This window comes from Undibacterium sp. GW821-FHT11H02, assembly GCF_058808015.1.
Genome location: NZ_JBXARG010000015.1, coordinates 26,501 through 48,726, shown reverse-complemented (window position 1 = coordinate 48,726; position 22,226 = coordinate 26,501). Strand labels below are relative to the sequence as shown.

Annotated in this window: 15 protein-coding genes; 8 read left to right on the top strand and 7 right to left on the bottom strand. The window is 46.8% G+C overall.

All coding sequences use genetic code 11. The features are described 5' to 3' along the window. Positions 1-42 precede the first annotated feature (42 nt). The 3 genes from argH (at position 43) to AC1RR2_RS14925 (ending at position 3,824) form a co-directional block, all read left to right on the top strand. Positions 43-1,443: an argininosuccinate lyase gene (gene argH, locus AC1RR2_RS14935; RefSeq protein ID WP_493223063.1), complete on the top strand. Its 1,401-nt coding sequence runs from the start codon at positions 43-45 to the stop codon at positions 1,441-1,443. A gap of 115 nt (positions 1,444-1,558) precedes the next feature. After that, complete coding sequence (locus tag AC1RR2_RS14930; protein ID WP_493223062.1) at positions 1,559-2,143, top strand: TRAP transporter small permease subunit; 585 nt, start codon at positions 1,559-1,561, stop codon at positions 2,141-2,143. A 13-nt stretch (positions 2,144-2,156) separates the two neighbouring features. Next, a complete protein-coding gene (locus AC1RR2_RS14925) occupies positions 2,157-3,824 on the top strand; it encodes a TRAP transporter large permease (RefSeq protein ID WP_493223061.1) in 1,668 nt (555 codons plus the stop codon). A 112-nt stretch (positions 3,825-3,936) separates the two neighbouring features. Here the strand turns inward: AC1RR2_RS14925 and AC1RR2_RS14920 are convergent, their stop codons facing one another. After that, positions 3,937-5,022, bottom strand: coding sequence for a TRAP transporter substrate-binding protein (locus AC1RR2_RS14920; protein ID WP_493223060.1), 1,086 nt, complete (start codon positions 5,020-5,022; stop codon positions 3,937-3,939). 155 nt (positions 5,023-5,177) lie between these two features. Further along, positions 5,178-6,530 (bottom strand): metalloprotease PmbA, encoded by a 1,353-nt coding sequence (gene pmbA / locus AC1RR2_RS14915; RefSeq protein ID WP_493223059.1) that lies wholly within the window; start codon positions 6,528-6,530, stop codon positions 5,178-5,180. Positions 6,531-6,607: 77 nt separating this feature from the next. Between pmbA and yjgA the strand changes: the two genes are divergently transcribed. The 3 genes from yjgA to AC1RR2_RS14900 are packed head-to-tail and all read left to right on the top strand — an operon-like array spanning position 6,608 to position 8,506. After that, positions 6,608-7,216: a ribosome biogenesis factor YjgA gene (gene yjgA, locus AC1RR2_RS14910; protein WP_493223058.1), complete on the top strand. Its 609-nt coding sequence runs from the start codon at positions 6,608-6,610 to the stop codon at positions 7,214-7,216. Continuing rightward, entirely contained in the window at positions 7,194-7,823 is a 630-nt protein-coding gene (gene mog / locus AC1RR2_RS14905; RefSeq protein WP_493223057.1) for a molybdopterin adenylyltransferase, read from the top strand. Before yjgA ends, mog begins: the two co-directional genes overlap by 23 nt. Positions 7,824-7,828: 5 nt before the next feature. Further along, complete coding sequence (locus AC1RR2_RS14900) at positions 7,829-8,506, top strand: alpha/beta hydrolase (protein ID WP_493223056.1); 678 nt, start codon at positions 7,829-7,831, stop codon at positions 8,504-8,506. Between the two features lie 91 nt (positions 8,507-8,597). Here AC1RR2_RS14900 and AC1RR2_RS14895 read toward each other — a convergent pair whose 3' ends face one another. Continuing rightward, positions 8,598-10,367, bottom strand: coding sequence for a DUF418 domain-containing protein (locus tag AC1RR2_RS14895; RefSeq protein WP_493223055.1), 1,770 nt, complete (start codon positions 10,365-10,367; stop codon positions 8,598-8,600). A gap of 93 nt (positions 10,368-10,460) precedes the next feature. Beyond that, entirely contained in the window at positions 10,461-12,257 is a 1,797-nt protein-coding gene (locus AC1RR2_RS14890) for a DUF418 domain-containing protein (RefSeq protein ID WP_493223054.1), read from the bottom strand. 310 nt (positions 12,258-12,567) lie between these two features. Between AC1RR2_RS14890 and AC1RR2_RS14885 the strand changes: the two genes are divergently transcribed. Continuing rightward, positions 12,568-15,072, top strand: a complete 2,505-nt coding sequence (locus AC1RR2_RS14885; protein WP_493223053.1) for a penicillin acylase family protein — start codon at positions 12,568-12,570, stop codon at positions 15,070-15,072. Between the two features lie 71 nt (positions 15,073-15,143). Here the strand turns inward: AC1RR2_RS14885 and AC1RR2_RS14880 are convergent, their stop codons facing one another. Further along, on the bottom strand, positions 15,144-15,923 hold the full coding sequence (locus AC1RR2_RS14880) for a DUF4349 domain-containing protein (RefSeq protein WP_493223052.1): 780 nt from the start codon (positions 15,921-15,923) through the stop codon (positions 15,144-15,146). Positions 15,924-16,303: 380 nt separating this feature from the next. Here AC1RR2_RS14880 and cysK point away from each other — a divergent pair, with 380 nt between their 5' ends. Then, positions 16,304-17,278 carry a cysteine synthase A gene (gene cysK, locus AC1RR2_RS14875; RefSeq protein WP_493223051.1) on the top strand — a complete coding sequence of 325 codons (975 nt, stop codon included), beginning with the start codon at positions 16,304-16,306 and terminating at the stop codon, positions 17,276-17,278. 61 nt (positions 17,279-17,339) lie between these two features. Here cysK and AC1RR2_RS14870 read toward each other — a convergent pair whose 3' ends face one another. Further along, a complete protein-coding gene (locus AC1RR2_RS14870) occupies positions 17,340-21,281 on the bottom strand; it encodes a two-component regulator propeller domain-containing protein (RefSeq protein WP_493223050.1) in 3,942 nt (1,313 codons plus the stop codon). Between the two features lie 370 nt (positions 21,282-21,651). Beyond that, a complete protein-coding gene (locus AC1RR2_RS14865) occupies positions 21,652-22,194 on the bottom strand; it encodes a YaeQ family protein (RefSeq protein ID WP_493223049.1) in 543 nt (180 codons plus the stop codon). Positions 22,195-22,226: the final 32 nt, after the last annotated feature.

Here is a 22,226-nt window from a genome sequence, read left to right as displayed (position 1 = left end):
TAGTTTCACTTAGTTTCATTTTTTATCTTAATTTATTTCACTATGACATCACAATTTTCCAAAAAAAGCGAGGCTTGGTCGGCACGTTTCTCAGAACCTGTCTCCGATTTGGTGAAACGTTACACCGCCTCCGTATTTTTTGATAATCGCATGGCGGCTTTTGACATCCAAGGCTCATTGGCGCACGCAGAAATGTTGCAAGCACAGAGCATTATTTCCAGCCAAGACTATGCGGACATTCAACGCGGTATGGCGCAAATCAGCGCCGAAATAGAAGCGGGCCAATTTGAATGGCTATTGGATTTGGAAGATGTGCATTTGAACATCGAAAAGCGTCTGACCGAATTAGTTGGCGATGCCGGTAAACGCTTGCATACGGGCCGCTCACGTAATGATCAGGTCGCGACCGATATCCGTCTGTATATGCGCGCAGCGATAGACACTATTTTGGACTTGTTAGCTGCTTTCCGTTTAGCTTTATTAGATTTGGCCGAAAAACACAGTGACACTATATTGCCTGGTTTTACGCATATGCAAGTGGCGCAACCTATCACATTCGGGCACCATATTTTGGCCTACGTAGAAATGTTTGGCCGCGACGCAGAACGTTTGACAGATTGCCGCAAGCGGGTCAATCGTTTGCCCCTCGGTGCAGCTGCTCTGGCTGGCACCACCTTCCCAATTGATCGTCAACGTGTCGCCCGCACTTTGGGTTTTGACGATGTTTGCCATAATTCTTTGGATGCGGTATCTGATCGCGACTTCGCCATTGAGTTCTGTGCAGCTGCATCCTTGATCATGACTCATATCTCACGTATGTCGGAAGAACTCATCATTTGGATGAGCCCGCGCGTCGGTTTTATCGATATTGCAGATCGTTTTTGCACTGGCTCATCCATCATGCCGCAAAAGAAGAATCCAGATGTACCCGAATTGGCGCGCGGAAAAACTGGTCGTGTCAATGGCAATTTGATTGCCTTACTGACTTTAATGAAAGGTCAGCCATTAGCCTATAACAAAGACAATCAAGAGGACAAAGAACCGCTGTTCGATACCGCCGACACAGTCATTGACACCTTACGTATTTTTGCGGACATGGCAACTGGCATCACGGTAAAACCTGAAGCCATGCGTGCAGCGGCATTGCAAGGGTATGCAACGGCAACCGATTTAGCTGACTATCTGGTGAAAAAAGGTTTACCTTTCCGTGATGCGCATGAGGCGGTTGCGCTCGCGGTTAGGACTTGTGTGGATAAGGCTTGCGACCTAAGCGATATGAGCCTGAGCGACCTGCAAGCCTTCTCTGCTTTGATTGAAGCAGATGTCTTCCAAGTATTAACTTTAGAAGGCTCAGTTGCAGCTCGTGACCATATCGGCGGCACAGCCCCGAATCAAGTGCGCCTGGCCATTACCCGGCTGCGTCAACAAATTGCGACGATCTAAGAGATGGCTTGATGCAAAGTAGCGGTGCGGAAATCGAAACAGGCTTCCGCATCGTTCTCATTTATCACTTACAAAACCAACATAAAAACGATCACGCCTACAATGGGGACAAAACATGCAGGCTCTACTATTTATTTCGAAAAAAATTGATGCGCTCAATGAGACCATAGGTCAGGCAATTAGCTGGGCACTATTGGCAGCCGTTTTGATTTGCAGTGGCAATGCTCTGGTTCGTTATGCCTTGAATAATAGCTCGAATGGCTGGCTAGAAATTCAATGGTATCTGTTCTCTGCCGTATTCTTACTCGGAGCGCCCTATACTTTAAAGCGCAACGAACATGTGCGGATAGACGTTATCACAGGACGGTTTTCGCAACGTACTCAAGTTTGGATAGACTTGTTTGGTTTCGTCTTCTTCCTACTCCCTATGGTGGCACTGATACTCTACTTGGGTGTCCCGTATGCCTGGCACTCTATACAAAACCAAGAAATGTCGAGTAATGCAGGTGGCTTAATCGTCTGGCCGGCAAAATTATTGATCCCTCTGGGCTTTCTGCTGATGTTGCTGCAAGGTTTTTCAGAAATCATCAAACGCCTTGGTTTTTTACGCGGCGTGGTTGAAGCGAGTGCTTTCGAAAAACACGTGGTCACGCCCGAAGATGAAATCGCGGCGATCAAAGAAGCCAACCAAATAAAATAAAAAGAGACTAGTGATGACTGCCTTTTTGATCGCCAATATGGCGCCTATCATGTTTGCCGCCCTAGTGATTTTCTTGCTATCGGGCTTTCCTGTTGCGTTCGCTTTAGCTGCCAACGGCTTAGTTTTTGGTTTTATCGGGATAGAATTGGGCTTGCTAAAACCTGAGCTCATGCAAGCTATTCCCAACCGCATTTTCGGCATTATGTCGAATGACACCTTACTCGCCATCCCTTTCTTTACCTTCATGGGATTGATACTAGAGCGTTCCGGCATGGCGGAAGACTTACTTGATACGATAGGTCAGTTGTTTGGTCCTTTACGCGGTGGCGTCGCCTATGCGGTTATTTTTGTTGGCGCCCTGTTAGCGGCGACCACTGGGGTCGTTGCCGCTTCTGTGATCTCTATGGGCTTAATCTCGCTGCCAATTATGCTCAAGTATGGTTACGATAAGAAAGTTGCCTCAGGCGTGATTGCAGCGTCTGGCACTCTGGCACAAATCATTCCACCTTCATTAGTATTGATTGTGATGGCGGATCAATTGGGGCGCTCCGTTGGCGATATGTACCAAGCCGCATTTTTGCCTGGCTTGTTGCTCACCGCAATGTACGCGCTCTACATTTTCATCTTGTCTATAGTTCGTCCGAAATGGGTGCCAGCCTTACCGCTGGAGGCGCGTAATTTACGTCAAGCCAACGGCGATAGTGGCATTATTTCACTCACATTACTGATGGCAGCGGCAACCGGCGCCAGCTTTGCATTTGCACGCTATTATCAAGCTAAACATCCCGAGATCGCATTTGATGCAGTCTGCATTTTCTCTGCAACCGTAGGCATAGGTTTCGCATTCGCGCTTGCTTTCCTTAATCGCCAATTCAAAATCGGTTTATTGTCGCGCATGGCAGAACAAGTGGTCTTCGTTTTAATCCCTCCCCTAGCCCTCATTTTCTTGGTATTGGGTACAATCTTCCTTGGGATAGCCACCCCAACGGAAGGTGGCGGCATGGGTGCTTGCGGCGCGATACTTTTGGCGCTATTAAACGGCAGGCTCGATCTTAAATTGACCAAGCAAGCCTTGGACTCCACCACTCGCCTGTCATGTTTTGTGATGTTTATTTTGATCGGCTCTACTGTCTTTTCTTTGGTCTTCCGCGGCATCAACGGTGACCTGTGGGTAGAACATCTGTTGACCGGTTTGCCAGGCGGTCAGATCGGCTTCTTAATCGTAGTCAATATCTTGTTTTTCGTATTGGCGTTTTTCCTCGACTTCTTTGAATTAGCATTTATTTTGGTACCTTTGGTGGGTCCAGTTGCCGAGAAACTAGGTATTAACTTGATCTGGTTCGGCGTGCTACTCGGCGTGAATATGCAAACCTCGTTTATGCATCCGCCATTTGGTTTTGCCTTGTTCTATCTGCGTTCGGTTGCACCTAAAGCGATACGAACCAGCGATATCTATTGGGGCGCAATACCATTTGTATTGATACAAATTATCATGGTCGGCTTGATCATCGCATTTCCCAAGTTAGTGTCTACCGATAGTGTGGAAGCCAAAAAAGAAGAGATTCAATTAGACATCAGCACCCCGATGGACGATACCCCTGCGCCTTCATTTGATTTGCCAAAAGAAAATTCGCTTGATGAATTGAGAGACACCCAAACATCTCCAGCCCATTCACTGTAAGACCTGCTGTGTCAGTTACTGCTAAAACTAATTGATCAGGTTTGGTATGCGGACAAAAAAATAGCTCAGTGAAAATTAATTCACTGAGCTATTTTTTAGAATCAAAATTTACTTACTTCAACTTACGCGCCATACTAAATCGGGCAAATGACTGTTCGGCGACATTAAACCATTGGCCTTGATTATTACGGAAAGCCACCCAATCCAGATAGACTTTATTAAACTTAGGATTCTTGGCTGCCTCTTCGCTAAACGTCTCTTGCGCTGCATTAAAGCAGGCTTCCATCACGGACTGCGGGAAAGGCTTCAAGATGGTCTTGTCTTGGATTAAACGCGCTAAAGCAGAAGGATTGCGGGCATCGTATTTGGCTTGCATATTCACATGCGCTTCCAGACTCGCCGTTTCGATTGCCGCTTGATACAGTTTCGGCAATTTATCCCACTCTTTTTTACCAACGTAGAAAGAGAGCTGCGCACCACCTTCCCACCAGCCTGGATAATGATAAACCTTAGCAACTTTATTAAATCCTAGTTTTTCATCATCATACGGGCCTACCCATTCTGCCGCATCGATCGCGCCTTTTTCTAGTGAGGTATAAATCTCACCACCTGCAACCTGAACGGGGATCGTCCCCAGTTTTGCCAACACCTTACCGGCAAATCCACCTACGCGAAACTTCAATCCTTTGAGATCTTCGGGACTCTTGATTTCTTTGCGAAACCAACCGCCCATTTGTGTACCGGTGTTCCCGCCTAAGAAATTCACCACATTATGCTCAGCAAAGAATTCACGCATCAACTTCATACCATTACCATGCAGCATCCAGGCAGTTTGTTGACGAGAGGTCATACCAAATGGCACCGCACAATCAAAAGCGAAAGTTGCATCCTTACCATAGTAGTAATAGGAAGCAGTATGTCCTACTTCCACCGTCCCATCTTTCACCGCGTCCAACACAGCGTTAAAGGGAACGATTTCAGGTGCGGCATAGGGACGTATATTGAACTTCCCATCGGTCAATTCTTTAATGCGATTGCAAAAAGTCTCTGCAGCGCCATAAATAGTATCGAGATTTTTGGGAAAACTCGATGCCAGACGCCAGTTAAGCGTAGGCAAATCTGCGGCTAAGCTTGGTGCAGCAACAGCCCCGGCAGCAGTACCTACAGCCGCTTTTTTTAGAAATGAACGACGTTCCATGCGATCTCCGTTTTAAGTATGGTTAAAGGTTAAAGTTTGGGTTTAAGTCTGGATTGAGGTCAGAGTCAAAATAAATCACAGTTCTGATACAAAAATGCGCAAAAAATTCCTTGCATGCTTATGCGCCAACCATGCTGAGGCATAGCTGCAAAAATCTAACTGCCAGCGATGGTCATGCTTTCTATCAAAATCGATCCCGTCGTCTTGGTACCACGCGTCAAAGTATCATTACCAATGGCGACGATATTTTCAAACATCTCGCGCATATTGCCAGCGATCGTGATTTCCTCGACCGGATATTGAATCACACCGTTTTCTACCCAAAAGCCCGATGCGCCGCGAGAATAATCACCGGTCACATAATTCACACCCTGCCCCATCAACTCGGTAACCAACAAACCCGTGCCCATTTTCTTTAACATTTGCGCAAAATTATCGCCGCGCTTGGTCAGGCTTGAAGTCAAATTCAGATTATGTGAACCACCGGCATTACCGGTCGTTTGCATGCCCAATTTACGGGCTGAGTAAGTTGACAGGAAATAGCCATTTAAAACACCATTCGTCACTACTTCGCGCTTCAAAGTCTTAACACCTTCATCATCGAATGGTGAGGAACCAACTGCACCAAGCAGATGCGGGTCTTCCAACACTTGAATGTGATTCGGGAAAATTTGTTTGCCTAGCGTGTCAAGCAAGAAGGTCGATTTACGATACAAAGCACCACCGGAAACCGCCTGTACAAAAGCCCCCAATAAGCCCGCAGCCAATGGTGCTTCAAACAAAACCGGGCACTTGCGCGTGTCGATGGTACGGGCGTTCAAACGCGCCAGAGCACGTTCGGCGGCATAATGTCCTATCGCCTCGGGTGTCGCCATTTTCTTATGATTGCGATGTGAGGTATACCAATCGTCACGCTGCATCTTAGAGCCCTTACCCGCAATCGGCGCCACCGAAATCGTATGACGGGAAAATGGATAGCCTCCCACAAAGCCGCGAGAATTGGCCGCCACAAAATGCGATTGTTGCGCATGAACGCTGGCACCCTCACAATTCGTAATCCGTTTATCTACGGCATAGGCCGCTGCTTCGGTGCGACAAGCCAGCTCTATCGCCTCTTCAGCAGTGACTAACCAGGGGTGAAATAACTTTAAATCTTGAGGATGCATTTCTAGCATCTCGGCATCAGGCAAACCCGCGCAATCGTCTTCGGCGGTGAAACGAGCGATGTTGTAAGCTGCTTCGACTGTATCTTCAAGGGACTTAATAGAAAAATCAGAAGTGCTGGCATTTCCGCGCTTCTTACCTACATAAACCGTTATTCCTATGCCTTTGTCGCGATTCTGCTCTATGGTCTCGACCTTACCTTTACGTACACTAATCGACAAACCACCACCTTCGCTGACTTCTACCGCCGCATCTGTTGCACCTTTGTCACGGGCAATGCGCAACATATCCTGGGTAATTTGTTTAAATTGATCCTGAGTATGGGTAAAAACTGGTTTAGACATAGCTTCTGTTTCTTTAGCTGAAAGGATAAAGAGAGTATCATAGCAGTCGTTTCAATAAGTTTATAGAAGATTTACCAATGCCAAATCCGAATCGAGGCTCTTGCGGCTATCAGTCCAACGAGTTTGAACCAGAATACGACCGCCCATCCAAATCCGAACTCAAGCGTCAAATGACGGCTCTGCAAAAAATGGGGCAAGAGTTAGTGGACTCTGCACGCGATCGCGTCAAACGCGTTCCTATGCCAGAAGATGTACGTGACGCCATTCTGGAATGCCAGAACATCACCAACCACGAAGGTCGTCGTCGCCAAATGCAATACGTTGGCAAAAAGATGCGCACTTTAGATGAAGCCGAAGTAGCGCTGATTCAAAAGACTATCGATAGCTGGAAAGGTGCTTCCAAGTCTGAAACTGCTGCGATGCATTCATTAGAACGCAAACGCGAAAAGTTATTGACGAAAGACGAGGCTCTGACCGAATTAATGGCAGAAAATCCTGAACTCGACGTTCAACATTTGCGCACCTTAATTCGCAATGCACGCAAAGAACAAGCAGAAAACAAACCACCAAAAGCCTATCGTGAAATCTTCCAGATCTTGAAAGAAATCCAAAACAAAAACAAAGCCGCTCATGCATCCGACGACGATGCAGAAAACGACGAAGATGCAGAAGATGACGACAACTGATTTAGATCGTGCTTTGCAGATAGGCTTGGTGTCGATCTCTGATCGCGCTTCCACCGGTGTATATCAAGATCAAGGTCTGCCTGCATTACAAGCGTGGTTCGGCGCCGCACTGAGCACGCCGTGGGTAATGGAAACGCGTTTAATTCCTGACGAGCGCCCGGCGATTGAACAAGCTTTAATTGACTTAGTCGATCAGGCTCGCTGCGACCTGGTGATCACCACAGGCGGCACCGGTCCAGCACGACGCGACGTCACGCCGGAAGCGACCTTAGCTGTGGCGACTAAAGAAATGCCAGGCTTTGGCGAGCAAATGCGCCAGATTAGTTTACAGTTTGTGCCGACGGCGATTTTGTCGCGCCAAGTTGCAGTGATACGTGAAACGACCGATCACGCAGCCTTAATTTTGAACCTGCCAGGCCAGCCTAAGTCCATCAAAGAAACCTTAGAAGGATTAAAAGACGCCGATGGCAAACAGTTGGTCGCTGGTATTTTCGCCGCAGTGCCTTATTGCATAGACTTGATTGGTGGTCCCTATGTGGAAACTCATGAGGCTGTGTGCAAAGTATTCCGCCCTAAATCCGCATTGCGCGTAAAAACACCAGAATAATCCTCATGACGACAGAACTCTTAGAAACCGTAGAAATCGAAAGCGGCAGCAATCCAACTGCCGCAGTGATCTGGATGCACGGCTTAGGTGCCGATGCCAACGACTTTGTACCTATCGTAAAAGAATTAGATTTGCGAGATTGCCCAGCGATTCGTTTTGTATTTCCAAATGCACCGCAGATTCCAGTCACTTTAAACGGTGGCTACATCATGCGCGCTTGGTATGACATCGCCGCTGCCGGCACCGATATCAATAAGCGCGAAGATGAAGCTGGCCTGCGCCTGTCACAGCAACAAATCGAAGCACTCATAGCACGCGAAAATGCGCGTGGTATCCCTACCGACAAAATCGTCCTGGCTGGATTTTCGCAAGGCTGTGCAATGAGCTTGCAGACTGGCTTACGTCATCCGCAAAAACTAGCAGGCATCATGGGCTTGTCTGGCTATGTTCCACTGGCGGATAAAGTCGCAGCTGAACGTCACGCTGCAAATCAAGCCACATCTATTTTCTTAGTGCACGGAACGGTCGATCCAGTCATCCCTATCCAACGTGCACAACAATCACGTGATCTCTTGCTCAGCCTCGGATATACGATTGAATGGCATGACTACTGGATGCAGCATTCAGTATCGCCACATGAAATTATCGATATAGGAAATTGGTTGCGTAAAGTCCTAAAATAATTTTTGTCAGCTATAAGAAAAAGGCTTATTTGAATTCAAATAAGCCTTTTTTATTTGCTGGCGCTGTCGTCCGCACCGGTGCTAGTTTTTATTAAATTTTGAACGCGGGCAGCTTCCAATACGTCACGGCGCGCCACACCCACTCCATAGGTCCATAACGGAATTTACTCAACCACCAGTGACTAAACATCAGCTGCAAAATCACCACAACCAAAACAAACACCACTTGATGCGCACGTTGCATACCGTAATAGCCCATGCCATAACTATAAAAAAACGCGGAACAAATAATCGACTGCGACAGATAATTGCTTAGTGCCATGCGACCATATGGTGCCAGCAATTTTACTTTCGCCAAAACGCCTGAACTATTGAACATCAAAACCAAGACACTGACATAAGCTAAGCAGGCAGGGAGATTTCCTAAATAAAGAAGCCCGGTGGCGAAGGTAAATGGATCATTTTCCAATCCTTTGACCGGTGCGGTCGTGATCAAACTACCTGCGATACCCAAACCTATTCCGACGGGTAGACCAAACAGTGCGAGTTTTCTGAATAAAGGCAGATGCGCCTGCGTATTATCCATAATCCCAGAGCGCACAAACCAAAAACCGATCAGGAACATACAATTGATCAACACGCTAAAAATCGTCACATTCGTCCAATTTTCAGCAAATTCTTTGGCCCGAAATTTCACCGCGTCAAAATAAGTTCCCTTAGTCAGAATTTGTACTTCCAACTGATTGTCAGCTTCTTTCTTTTTCTCTTGCTCCAGTTGTTTTTTCTTTTTTTCCACTAATGCTGCATTGCGCTTAGCAGCATCACTTTGATCCACAGGGCCGCTAGCACTTGGCGTTACAGACTTGCTCGCCGAGCTTGAAGCGGACGTATTTGAAGCTGCCGCGGTATTCGCGGTCTGCGTTTCCATTTTATTGACAGGCGCGGGCGTCTCTTTGCCTCCCCAATACTCAAATCCGCCACCGATAATCATAGAGATAAACAAAGTACAGTAAAGCAAACTGCCAATTTTCCAGGGACGCGCTTCTTTGGGCTGATGAGTACGCGTCAATATTGACGCGAGTAGGAAGAAGAATCCTGCGGAAAAAATTACGCCACGCAAGTCCTTCATCGCTGGCACCAAGAAACCAGCCATGCTAATTAACAAAGTAATCCCACCCAAGACGCACAATACGGCAGCCGTGATGGGCATGGTTTTACCAAAAAATTTAATCGTCGCCTCAGTGCGAATTAAAAAAGCGATTCCACCAAGTAGAGTCAATGCCACCGCGATAGCGCCGACCTGATTTAAAAAGGGAACGAAAGCGAACAGAGCTAAAACGATGGCAGCCAGAAATATCCAACGCAATTTTGCAAACAAGATCAGCAACAAGCCAGCCGCGCCAATAGCATAACTAAACAAGATATCGCCAGGCCAAATTAGAATATGATGCAACACGCCAAAAATCGCCAAGGCAATTAAGCGACGAAAATAAGGTGTAAGAAAATCCTGACCCTTCGCCTCCGTGCGTGTCAGCATCAAGGCAAAGCCCATGCCAAATAAGAGCGAGAATATGGTCCAGAACTTACCGGCGACGAAATACGCTATGACATAACTCGCCAACCAATTCAGACCACTCAATCCGGCTGGCATGCCTTCGCCTAATTCCCCCACGGCGCGATTAAAAAACTCAATATTCATCAAAAAAATGCCGATGAGCGCAAAACCACGAATTACATCAAGGACGGCAATGCGTTCTTTTTCTGATACCGGCACTAAGGCTGGTGGCGCATCAGGTATAGATACGCTGCCCTCAGATATTGTCGGTAACTGATCGACTGCAGTTGTACTGTCGTTTTGCATATATCCCCTCACCTGGACTAAATTAAAAAGCGCTTCGATCTGCATCAAAGCGCTTTTTTGATTATGCCTTACAAATTAGCTTTATAGGCAATTTTATCCCATTTGGGGGTGCAAAGAACGATGACTAATTCTCATCGCAGGAACTTGCCAGTAAGTCACGGCACGCCATACCCATTCCATAGGGCCATAACGGAAGCGTGCCAACCACCAGTGACTAAACAACACTTGCAAGCAGATCACACCGACCGCAAAACCTAATTGCTGTGCACGACCTAAACCAAAATGTCCCAATCCCCAACCATAAAAGAAGCTCGCTTGTATCAAGGATTGCATTAAATAATTGGTCAGTGCCATACGGCCAAAAGGTGCGAGTACTTTGATTTTGGAGAACACAGAATTACTATGCAACATCAAAACGACGATACTAAGATAAGCGAGGCATGTCGGCAAATTCCCTAAATTCAACAGCATCTGGGACAACTGCCAGCCATCACCGGAGACACCCGGTACATGGCTCACCGCAATACTGCTGGCCAATACGCTTAAACCCCAACCGATAGGCAGGCCAAAGATCGCAATCTGGCGGAACAAAGGTAAATGCTCTGCAGCCTTGGTAATTATCTTAGCGCGCACAAACCACAAGCCAAGCAAGAACAAAGCGATCGCTTCAAATGCCATACCTGCAGGATTAAAAGGCCCTTCCATGAGTCGATCAAAACGCTGCTTGACGGTATCCCAATAGCTACCATGGCTCAAGACCTCGACATCCTTCGCGATCTTAATTCTATTTTCCTGAATATAATTAATAGAATCTGCGTCACGCTCTATTTTCTTTTGCGCGTCAGTTTTCACTACTTTAGGGTCTTCTTTTTTCGCTTCTGCTTTTGCACTCGGTACTGATTTGACCTCTGCTGTTGCGGTCTTTTTACTCAATTCTTCTGCAGCTTTGGTTTGTGCTTTTTGTGCTGCAAGCTGAACCGCTTCAGGCGAATTAAACACGCTACTAACAGGCTGTTGATACGCAATGATGCCAAACACGGTACCAATCAAAAATGGCAAGCAATAAATCAAAACGCCGGCGCGCCAAAAACGGGCTGTTGCTGGTTGATGATAACGAGCAGACAAAACAGCAATCGTCAAGAATACAAATGCCATCGCGGTCATAGGATTACGACCTTCTTTCATAGCAGGTACAAGCCAGCATGCCAATGCGGCCAAACCGACTAAGAGTCCAACAACTAAAAACAAAACGGAAAACAACGGCATCTGTTTACCAAACATGTTGACCTGTTTTTCATTCCGAATAAACAAACCCAATAAGCCCATGTAAGCGATACCAGAAACCACCGCACCAAAGGAATTCATACCAGGAATGAAACAGAAACCAACGAGACCAACAATGCTCAGCAAAATCCACTTCCAGCGACCAAACAAGATGATCAACAAACCACCAGCGGTGAAAGCATAACTGAGCAAAATATCGCCATACCAAAGCATGACATTATGTAAAAACCCAAAGATCGCGAGAGCGATAATTCGACGGATATACGGCTTAATGAAGGGTCGGTCTGTTTCTTCAGCGCGGCTTAACATCACCGCAAATCCCATACCAAACAATAGGGAAAAAATAGTCCAAAATTTACCCGCAACAAAGTAGTTAACGAAATAGGTGGCAAGCCAATCGATCCCGTGAGTACCTGGCGGTATGCCCGTCCCAAAATCTAAAAAAGAGCGATTGAAATACTCAATGTTCATGAAAAAGATGCCAATTAAAGCAAATCCCCTGACCACATCCAAGGCTTGTATCCGCTCACTGGCGGCCACCGGGACGAAGTTTGCGCTTGGCGCATCGGCGGCAGGTGCCGCCTTAGTATCGAAGCTGTGTTCCATTTTTCCCCTTTTCCATGACCAGAGCGGTCAGATTTGTACAGTCTTATTTTAGTTTGAAAAACAATCTCATTTGATCAGCATTGAATAAATCCAATTACTTCAAATACATTTAGCAAGCTTCTATGCTACGCGCCAACTTAGTTAAAAACAAAGAAATGCGACGAACTGCGTAAATCAAGGAACGAAATCAATTTAATTCCCCCTTTTACTCCACAACACAAGTACTATCACTGATCTGCCAGTGGCGCTAAACAAGCATTCAAGATCACTAAACACGCCACACCATTGCGATACGAAAAGAACAGCCATCATGCCAAGATCAAGCCCACTAGCCGTGAACAGAAATTTTTTTAAAAAGCCGTCGATTGCAAAGCCGGCACGACGATTCACACTGCACCTGGCACTATTACTGATTCTATTTCCAAGCCTAGCCAGCGCACAAAATAATTCTGCCAAAACAGATATCAAACAAAGCTGGCAACTAGCGGGTCTACAAAGCAAAGCCCAAATCTTGGTTGATAACTGGGGTGTCCCGCATATTTATGCTGAAAACGAAGCGGATCTTTTTTTTGCCCAAGGATTCAATGTGGCCAGAGATCGTTTATTTCAAATTGACTTGTGGCGCAGACGTGGTCTGGGACAGCTCGCTGAAGTGTTTGGCTCATCTTACATAGAGCAAGATAAAGCGGCACGCGCTTTCTTGTACCGAGGCGATATGGCGCTAGAATGGGCCGCGTATGGAACTCAGGCGCAGACTTTAAGTAAGAGCTTCGTCGCCGGAATTAATGCCTATATTGACTACTTAAGCAGGAACCCAGAAGCATTGCCGCCTGAGTTTAAAGTCATGCAATATCAACCGGCTAAATGGCAAGTCGAAGATGTGGTGCGAATACGCAGTCATGGATTGACGCGTAACCTGACATCTGAAGTGGCGCGTGCCAGATTGGCCTGCACAGGTAATCTGGCGCTCGATGAAGTCAGACAAAGCTTAAGTCATGGCTGGAAAACGAAAGTACCGGCAGGTTTAGATCCTTGCTTACCCGACGACGTTTTACGTCAATTCACACTGGCAACGCAAAATGTCACTTTCGATGCCAATAGCAAACGTGTAAGCCAAACCGTCCAGCCGACACCCCTCACTATGCAGGTCAATGATTCGGCCTTGGAGACTCAGGAGGGTAGTAACAATTGGGTAATCGCACCGGCTAAATCGAGCACCGGGCGCGCTATTATGGCGAACGATCCGCATCGTGCCTACTCCACGCCATCATTGCGCTACATCACCCATTTGAGCGCACCGGGTTTGGATGTAATCGGCGCTGGCGAGCCTGCACTGCCCGGTATCTCTATCGGCCACAACGGCAATATCTCATTTGGCTTGACGATTATGGCGATCGATCAGGAAGACTTATATGTCTACGAACTCAATCCTGCGAATCCTCAGCAGTACAAATACCAAGGTAAATGGGAAAATTTTACTCAGCACAACGAGACTTTTAAAATCAAAGGTCAAGCGGATCAACAAGTCGATCTGCCATTCACACGACATGGCCCGGTGATTTATATAGAGTCTGACAAAAATCGTGCCTTCGCGGTGCGAACAGCATGGCTGCAAGCAGGCATGGCGCCCTATTTTGGCAGTGTCGAATACATGCGCGCCAATAACTTCTTGCAGTTTAAAAAAGCCATGCGGCACTGGGGCGCTCCAACGCTGAATCAAGTGTATGCCGATACCAAAGGCAACATAGGCTGGGCACCCGGTGGTATGACACCAATACGAAATAATTGGGATGGGCTACTGCCGGTACCAGGCGATGGACGTTACGAATGGTCGGGATTTCTGTCGGGCGACAAGCTGCCATCTAGCTACAACCCGCACTCAGCTTGGTTCGCGTCGGCTAACGAAATGAATCTGCCCAATAACTATCCACAAAAAAATCGTAAGCTTGGGTTTGAATGGCCACTTCCCGCGCGCTACTCACGTATAGCCGAGGTTTTGGGGCAAAATAGAAAAATCTCGATAGAGGACTCTATGCTCCTGCAAAATGATGTTTTCTCCTTACCCGCAAAGCGCTTAGTGAGCTTAACTAGCCGACTAAAAACAGACGATGTTACCCAACAAAAAGCCTTGGCGGTTTTCAAAAACTGGGATTACTTTGAACATGCCGATTCGCCCGCCGCTGCCTTATTTCAAGTCTGGCTGACACAAACCCTGGCTCCTGCCTACAAGAATATTATGTTAGGAAGCCAGGCTGGACTAGTCACCAGCATGCCAGACATGACGCGCATGCTACAACATTTGGAAAGCGTCAATCATTTGCCTGCGCAATTTGGGTCTACTTCAAAAATCGCAGGCGCGACGCGCGACGATTTACTCTTAAGCAGTTTGAGCCTGGCCTATCAAGGTTTAGAACGCCTACAGGGCAAAGACAGCAAACACTGGCGCTGGGGTAAGCTACAAAAAACCCCATTCAAACATGCGATGTCTGCAATTGTGGATGCCAATACCCGGGCTCAATTCGACGTAGGCAATCTGCCACGCGGTGGCAGTGCGCATACGGTCAATCAATCCAGCTACCGCCTGCAAGACTTCGTACAATTGAATGGTCCTTCATTTCGCGTCGTGATCGACGTCGGCAATTGGGATAATTCACGCGCCATCAATACGCCAGGACAATCCGGTGATCCGGCGAGTCCGCACTACAGAGATCTCGCCGAGTTATGGGTCAAAGGTGACTATTTCCCTCTACTATATTCCCGTAAGGCGGTGGAAGAAAATACCAGGCAACGTTTTGATTTGCTGCCGGCTAAATAGAGTGACGACCAAGGCTTAGCTAGGCGTCACTACAAATATTCATGAGCGGGGCTTAAAACTAAGCCCTTGTACTACCGTGCTCTCCATCGACGCCAAAATTTGCGCCCCGCCCATGCCATCAACATCAATAACAGTGTCCAGGGAATTAGATAAGCAACACCGGTAATCGCAACCGAGATCCCTTGAGAAAGATTACCGCCAAAGTCAGTAATGGCGATTGCAATTGGGCGCCAAAATGATTGATTCTGCACGGATCGAATTGTCACCATCAGTACCTCGGTCTCCACCCGCTGCATCAAATGGATATGTTTTCCGTTGATGGCTTCAAGTTCGCTCTGAACTTGCGCAAGTTCTTTATTCAATTTGATCAAGGCATCGACATCGTTCTTAGCGCGGTCGCGCAGAGCTTCAAGTTTTAAACGATAGTCCTTTAGCATTTCCAGTTTTTTCGTAGTATCAGAAATTGGGCTGGCGAGATCTTCAGCAGAGCTAGATTGCTCAGATACTTCGGCGTGTTTACTTATTGCAGCAATTAGCTTCTGTATCCCACTTGGTTTGGCACGAAATTTCAAGAAAGCTGAGGCAGTCTGACCAGTGCTTAGTCTAGACTCCAATATCTCGCAAAACTCATCAGTGGCGCTACGACATTTGCTTTGTACAGACTCAAAAACAGCCGATATTTTTTGCTCTTCCGTATCCACGGTAATTGCGTGCTGGTAGGCTAGATATCGATTAGTGGCTTTATCAGCTGAATTTGTTCGTGGCGTTGAAACTACGCCGCCAGTGTCTTCCTTCTTTGCACAAGCCGTCAAATTAACTATGAGAATTAAGACTAGCAAATTAAATTTCATTGATTATCCCGAGGTAAACGACTCAATATCGATCAACACAAAACCATTTTTTTCAAAGCTAAACTGTGCGCTTAAGCGCTGCCTTATACACAAAATAGCTAAGTAGATTGCGCTCATTGTACACAAATACTATTTACAGGAATGCATTTTTACAGTGACAGGGAACTCGCAAGTTTTGAAGAATGTCAGCATTGTAAAACCAACACTTCAAGCTTTAGCGATTCAATCAAAACACCTGAAACACGCCCCATTACTCAGCGAGCTCGCCACCCTAATCCCATCAAATCCATATATGAATATGCGCTTATAGTCTTTTGAACTTATTGCATACTCGCTTATGCTCAACATCCCTGTTAGTCCCCTACTGCATTGAGGAACTTATGCCTGTTTATCAAAATAATGCCGATTCTATCGGTCGTACTCCCTTAGTTAAATTAAACCGCATTACGGACGGCGCTGGTGCGACTGTGCTGGCGAAGATTGAAGGTCGTAATCCTGCCTATTCGGTGAAATGTCGGATTGGTGCTGCGATGGTGGCGGATGCTGAAGCACGTGGATTGCTTGGACCCGGTAAAGAATTGATAGAACCAACCAGCGGCAATACCGGTATCGCGCTGGCGTTTGTCGCTGCAGCGAAAGGCATACCCTTGACCTTGACGATGCCCGAAACGATGAGCATAGAACGCCGCAAATTATTAGTCGCCTACGGCGCAAAACTGATTTTGACAGAAGGCGCCAAAGGTATGAATGGTGCGATCGCAAAAGCAGAAGAAATTCGAGCCAGTGATCCTGATCGTTATGTACTGTTACAGCAATTTAAGAATCCAGCCAATCCAGCAATTCATGAAAAAACCACGGGACCGGAAATCTGGAAAGATACTGAAGGTCAGGTCGATATCTTCGTGTCCGGAGTTGGCACAGGTGGCACCATTACCGGCGTATCGCGTTACATCAAGCAAACCCAAGCTAAAGCGATTTTGACCGTCGCGGTTGAACCGACGGCAAGTCCGGTCTTGACACAAAAACGTAAGGGCCAGGAAATCAAACCTGCGCCGCATAAAATTCAAGGTATCGGTGCCGGTTTTGTGCCGGACGTGTTGGATTTATCTTTAGTGGATCTGATAGAACAAGTCAGTAACGAAGAAGCGGTCGAATATGCCCAACGTTTGGCAAAAGAAGAAGGCATTTTGGCGGGCATCTCTTGTGGTGCAGCGACGGCTGTGGCGGTTCGCTTAGCCAAGTTGCCCGAGAACGCGGGCAAAACCATCGTAGTCATATTGCCGGACTCAGGTGAACGCTATTTGAGTTCGATTTTGTTTGATGGCTATTTTGATGCGAGTGGTATCGCGGCTTGATGAATGGATTCACTAGGGTGTGCGCGACACACCCTTACCGACAAGCCTTTGAGGCATAGTGCTAACGTTGTGGCGCTGTCAGAGGTAAGATGATCTCAAAACTGGTGCCGCTCTCAATGGTGCTGCGCACGTCTATGCTGCCACCTAATACCGAGCAAACAATGTTATAGCAGATATGCAGACCCAGACCGCTACCGCCCTGTCCTAAACGCGTGGTAAAAAACGGATCGAAAATTTTGTTCAAATTCGCTTCACTGACGCCATGACCGTCATCGCTAAAAATAATCCGCACTTGTTTGTCATTAACAAATTCTGCCTTCAAGTTCATCATGCCATGCTTGCGGCCGTCGAAGGCATGCACTATCGCATTCATGATCATATTGCTTAAGACTTGTCCATACGGCCCTGGATAGCTATCCATCAATATCACTTCGGGCATGTCAATTTTTAGCTCATGTTCTTCTCGCTTTATCCGGTTCGACATGGTCAAAGCGATTTCTTCACTGACGGTCTTCAAATTGAACTGCCGTCTCTGATCGGAGGTTTGATCGACAGCGATCTGTTTAAATCCGGTAATCAAATCCGATGCCGTCGATAAATTCCGAACAAGCAGCGTGCTAGAAGTTTCGGTGGCGCGGGCAAAGACATCTAGACTAGAACGACGCATCTTTCCGGTCTCGACTTCTGCCAAGAACTTGCTGCTCATTTCTTGCATCGTACTGGCGGTTAATAAGCTATTGCCCAGTGGTGTATTCAATTCATGTGCGACGCCTGCGACCAGCGAACCTAGCGCCGCAAGCTTTTCTTGTTCCACTAACTTCGCCTGTGTCATTTGCAAGTATTGATAAGCATCGGCATTGTCGAATGCGATAGCAGCGTAGGCAGCGAGCGTGCGTAAGATGTCCAGGTCGCGGGAGGTAAAAGCATGACTGCGATCGCTCTGCAGGCACAGTACGCCTATGACTTTAGATTTCACTATCATAGGGGCAAATATGCCCGACTTGGCCAACGGTGGTTCACTTCCATCGACATGACGCAAACCTAAGATACCTGATTCTGCATTTTCTCGATTAACCGAGTCTTGCATGCGATTATCAATCTGACATTCATCGATTTTAATTTCTTTAGCACTTAAGACACAGATTGATGAAGGCTGTTCTTGTGCATCCAAGCTACGCTGATAAGGCGCCACTGTTTTTCCATTTGCCACCACAAAACGAAACTCAATTTGGCGCCTGCCCCAATCCACCATGCCGATACCAAACGACATGGATGCAATCAGCTTAGTCACGTTTTGAAATAAGACTTGCTGGATCATGGCGGAATCCAGACTGGCGGTGATCTCGCGCCCCATCGCACTCAGCAAGGCTATATCTTGCTTCGCGCGTTCCGCAATCTCTCTTTGTTCTACCGCCTCGCCAGTACGTGCTGCCACCTCATGTTCAAGATAACTTTGATTGGCTCTAAAACTCTTCACGCGCAAACGATACATCATAAAGATGCTGGCAAAGACAGCCAAAAATAAAACAGCATACCACCACCAGGTACGCCAAAATGGCGGCAAGACTTCCACCTCCAGCAGTAGAGTACTATCACTCCAGACGCCATCGGGATTAGCCGCTTTGGCGAACAATTGATAGCGCCCAGGATTTAAATTCGTATACGTTGCAGTTCCTTGCTCACCCAAACCTTCGATCCAATCAACATCCGAACCTTCCAGCTTCCAGGCATAACGGTTTTGATTACGATTGAAATACTGTAAAGCAGATAATTGAAAACTCACCATCGCGTGTTTATGAGTGAGTCTGATTTGTCGTGCCAAATGTAAGGCGCCTGTGACACCGATTTCTTCCAAACTGGCGTGTTCGGGATTTCGCCCGCTGAGCTGATTCACTAATTTGCGCCAATAACTATTACCGCCATCAGGCTGGTTTTGTTCGGTCTGATTTGCTGTATTTCTTGTGCTTGCTGCGGAATGTAATGAGCGGTTAAATATGAGAATATCGCTCAATACAACTTTGGGCGCGCGCAAGTTATCGCGTAACTGCTCAGGTAAAAAGCGAATCAAGCCCTTCGTTCCAAAATACAAACTACCATCAGGACCCCGTGCGCTGGCTCCAAAATTAATACCTGCACCAAAATGCGTCAAGGCTGGATAAAAACGCGCGAGGTTTTGCTCTGGAATCAAACGAGTTAAACCAAGGTCATTGCCTAACCAGATCTCGCCATTCAAGGCATCTTGTATAGAATCAAATCCGGCTTGTGGCATATTCTTAGCCTGCGACCAGGAACGCAATTGCCATATGCCATTGTTTTCTGTCATATCAAACAAACCGACTTCGGTTGCCAACCAAAATCTTTTTTTCTGATCTTGTCGCATGGCTTGTATTGCTAACTTTTCTGGTTGCGGCACTAATTTATCGGGACGAATCGCGGCAAGAAAATTTTCGGTCGCAGGTCGCCATAGATACAAGCCTCCTTTGGTTCCGACCCATAGTCGACCAGTATCATCGAGCAATAAGCTATCGACCACATCATGTCCCAAAGAACCTTCTACCTTACTATCGTTACGATAATTTTTTGCTTCATAGCGGGCAGATACATCACGCCCTTGCGCATTCTTAATTCGATACAAACCTAAGGCGCTTCCCGCCCACAGATCGCCAGTATGATCGATTACCAGAGAACTGATAGAGGCGCCCGCAGCGAGTTGATTATTCAGGGCGATTTCTTGGCTCAATTGACGTTGAGGATCGTAGACATAAAGTCCGCCGTCACCACCTATCCATAGTTTGCCGTCGGATGCCAGTAATTGTGTTTTAATTTTTGATAGTGGCATCACGCTATCTGGAACCTTCTGTACCTCGCCATTATCTAAATTTAAGCGTACTAAGCCATTGCTATAGGTACCTATCCAAGCCATATGCCCGGAAGCGAAACTCATGGCCATCGCCACTGGCGAGGCCAGATTCTTGTCATCTATGGACTCATTCAAATACAAGCTAAACCGCTTGCTGCGTAAATCTGCCTGTGCGGCACCACCATCACTGGTACCTATCCACAAGCTCCCATTACTGTCTTGCATCACACTTTGCACTGCACCTGAATTAAGGCTACTGGAAATGGCGCGGCTATGTCGATATTGGGTAATTTTTTGACTACCATTTACCCATTTACTGATCCCACTTTGCCCGCCTTGCCCTATCCACATTGCGCCTTCACTGTCGCGCACGATGGCCCGTACAACGACAGAATCCAACTCAAACTGATAGCGCAAGGGGTCGCGGCGCGGACGATTTTGGTCCACTTGCCAGATCTGCAAATCACTCTCCATACCTACCCATAATCTTTGCTGGGTATCAAAAGCCAAACTACGAACTTGCAAATCTACGGGACTACTTTCCATTGCAGTCACGGTGTCTATCGTACTAAAAACCAAGCCCAATTGACCCGTTTGCTCAATATGGGCAACATGATTTCCTTGTCCCAGCCAAACACCGCCCTTCCCATCACTGATAATCACAAAAATCCGCCCTTGCAAACGAGTATCACTCGACTTCCATAATGAGAATTGACGATCTTTGGTATCGAATAGGTAAAGGCCGCCGTAGGTCGCGACCCATATCTTCTTGTTGGGTCCTGCAACGATGCCACTAACACGCCGGTTTTGTAGACTCAGGTCAGACGGTATCTCTTGGCGCTGTACTGTTTCGGTACGCAAGTCCAGACGATCAAAGCCAGAACGCGTTCCTACCCATAGCACAGCATCATCGTCTTCAAGTAATGCCGTAACCAAGGGATTACTGATGCTTGCCGGGTTTTTTTCCTGATATTCAAATGTTTTAATCTGGCGTCCGTCATAGCGCGCCAAGCCGTTCGCCGTACCCAGCCACATAAATCCCTGCTTATCTTGCAGCATGCTCATGACGCTACTACTAGGTAAGCCGTGTTCTTGTGTCAGATGACTAAAGCGCAGGGATTGAATTGAGTCGGCGCGTGCCACTACATTTATCTGGGTACAAACAAGACCGATGAAAAGTAGTACTGAAAATAGCAAGGAGAGAATTTGAGCGCGCAGCCGGAGGCAGTAGTGAAATAACACAGCACTCAATAAAATACTGTAGCGTTTCATCGATCCGCCTATCCGGTGCGACCGTAAGGATTAAGCTTGTTATCCGAATAATCCCACTGAATAACATCACTCGTTGAGGTATTGAAGCTTATTTCTTTGTGCTTACTTCACAAATACGCGTTCAGCCCAGGTATTCGTGTTGCATCGGTTTTCTTATTAGCTTATGTATTGTAGGCAGGATTTGAACAACAATGAAATAGACTGAGGAAAATCACTACCAATTTACGACAACCCTAAAATTTTAGCCAAAGTCTTTGAAGGTTTCCAAATCAATTTGCACGGATTGATCGCCGGCCGACAACCAGATTTGTCCATCTTGTATCGTGCATTGCAGCTGCATCGTGCGTTGCGCCATTTTGGCTAACTCCTGACTAGTTTCAGAAGCAATATTCTTCACACATAAATTCTTAGCGCGGTCTAAACGGCTATTAATTTGTTTCCACCAAATGCTACTGGCATGCGCAAAACTATACACCACTACTTTTTCTGCACGTCCACAGGCTTTTAATAATCGACGGTCGTCTGGTTGCCCGACTTCGCCCCATAACAAAATCGCATCGGTGTAATCTTTTTCCCAGAAATCAGGTTCTTCGGTATCGGAGATGCCTTTGCCAAATGCCAAACGCTCGGTGGCATGAATTGCGAATGCCACGACGCGCACCATCATGCGTTCATCCGTCTCCGACGGATGACGGGCGATCGTCAAACTATGGTCGGCATAATAGCCGCGATCCATGTCTGAAATATTTAGTTCTGCTTTATAAATAGTTGATTTAAGTGCCATTGTTATTTTGTTGAGGTTTATTTAAATTTATT

Bases quoted from the DNA above. Each gene is read 5' to 3' on its own strand.
- mog (WP_493223057.1), top strand. From the start codon at position 7,194: ATGCAGAAGATGACGACAACTGATTTAGATCGTGCTTTGCAGATAGGC.
- AC1RR2_RS14895 (WP_493223055.1), bottom strand. From the start codon at position 10,367: ATGCAAAACGACAGTACAACTGCAGTCGATCAGTTACCGACAATATCT.
- yjgA (WP_493223058.1), top strand. From the start codon at position 6,608: ATGCCAAATCCGAATCGAGGCTCTTGCGGCTATCAGTCCAACGAGTTT.
- AC1RR2_RS14890 (WP_493223054.1), bottom strand. From the start codon at position 12,257: ATGGAACACAGCTTCGATACTAAGGCGGCACCTGCCGCCGATGCGCCA.
- AC1RR2_RS14880 (WP_493223052.1), bottom strand. From the start codon at position 15,923: ATGAAATTTAATTTGCTAGTCTTAATTCTCATAGTTAATTTGACGGCT.
- AC1RR2_RS14900 (WP_493223056.1), top strand. From the start codon at position 7,829: ATGACGACAGAACTCTTAGAAACCGTAGAAATCGAAAGCGGCAGCAAT.
- AC1RR2_RS14865 (WP_493223049.1), bottom strand. From the start codon at position 22,194: ATGGCACTTAAATCAACTATTTATAAAGCAGAACTAAATATTTCAGAC.
- argH (WP_493223063.1), top strand. From the start codon at position 43: ATGACATCACAATTTTCCAAAAAAAGCGAGGCTTGGTCGGCACGTTTC.
- AC1RR2_RS14925 (WP_493223061.1), top strand. From the start codon at position 2,157: ATGACTGCCTTTTTGATCGCCAATATGGCGCCTATCATGTTTGCCGCC.
- pmbA (WP_493223059.1), bottom strand. From the start codon at position 6,530: ATGTCTAAACCAGTTTTTACCCATACTCAGGATCAATTTAAACAAATT.
- AC1RR2_RS14885 (WP_493223053.1), top strand. From the start codon at position 12,568: ATGCCAAGATCAAGCCCACTAGCCGTGAACAGAAATTTTTTTAAAAAG.
- AC1RR2_RS14920 (WP_493223060.1), bottom strand. From the start codon at position 5,022: ATGGAACGTCGTTCATTTCTAAAAAAAGCGGCTGTAGGTACTGCTGCC.
- AC1RR2_RS14930 (WP_493223062.1), top strand. From the start codon at position 1,559: ATGCAGGCTCTACTATTTATTTCGAAAAAAATTGATGCGCTCAATGAG.
- cysK (WP_493223051.1), top strand. From the start codon at position 16,304: ATGCCTGTTTATCAAAATAATGCCGATTCTATCGGTCGTACTCCCTTA.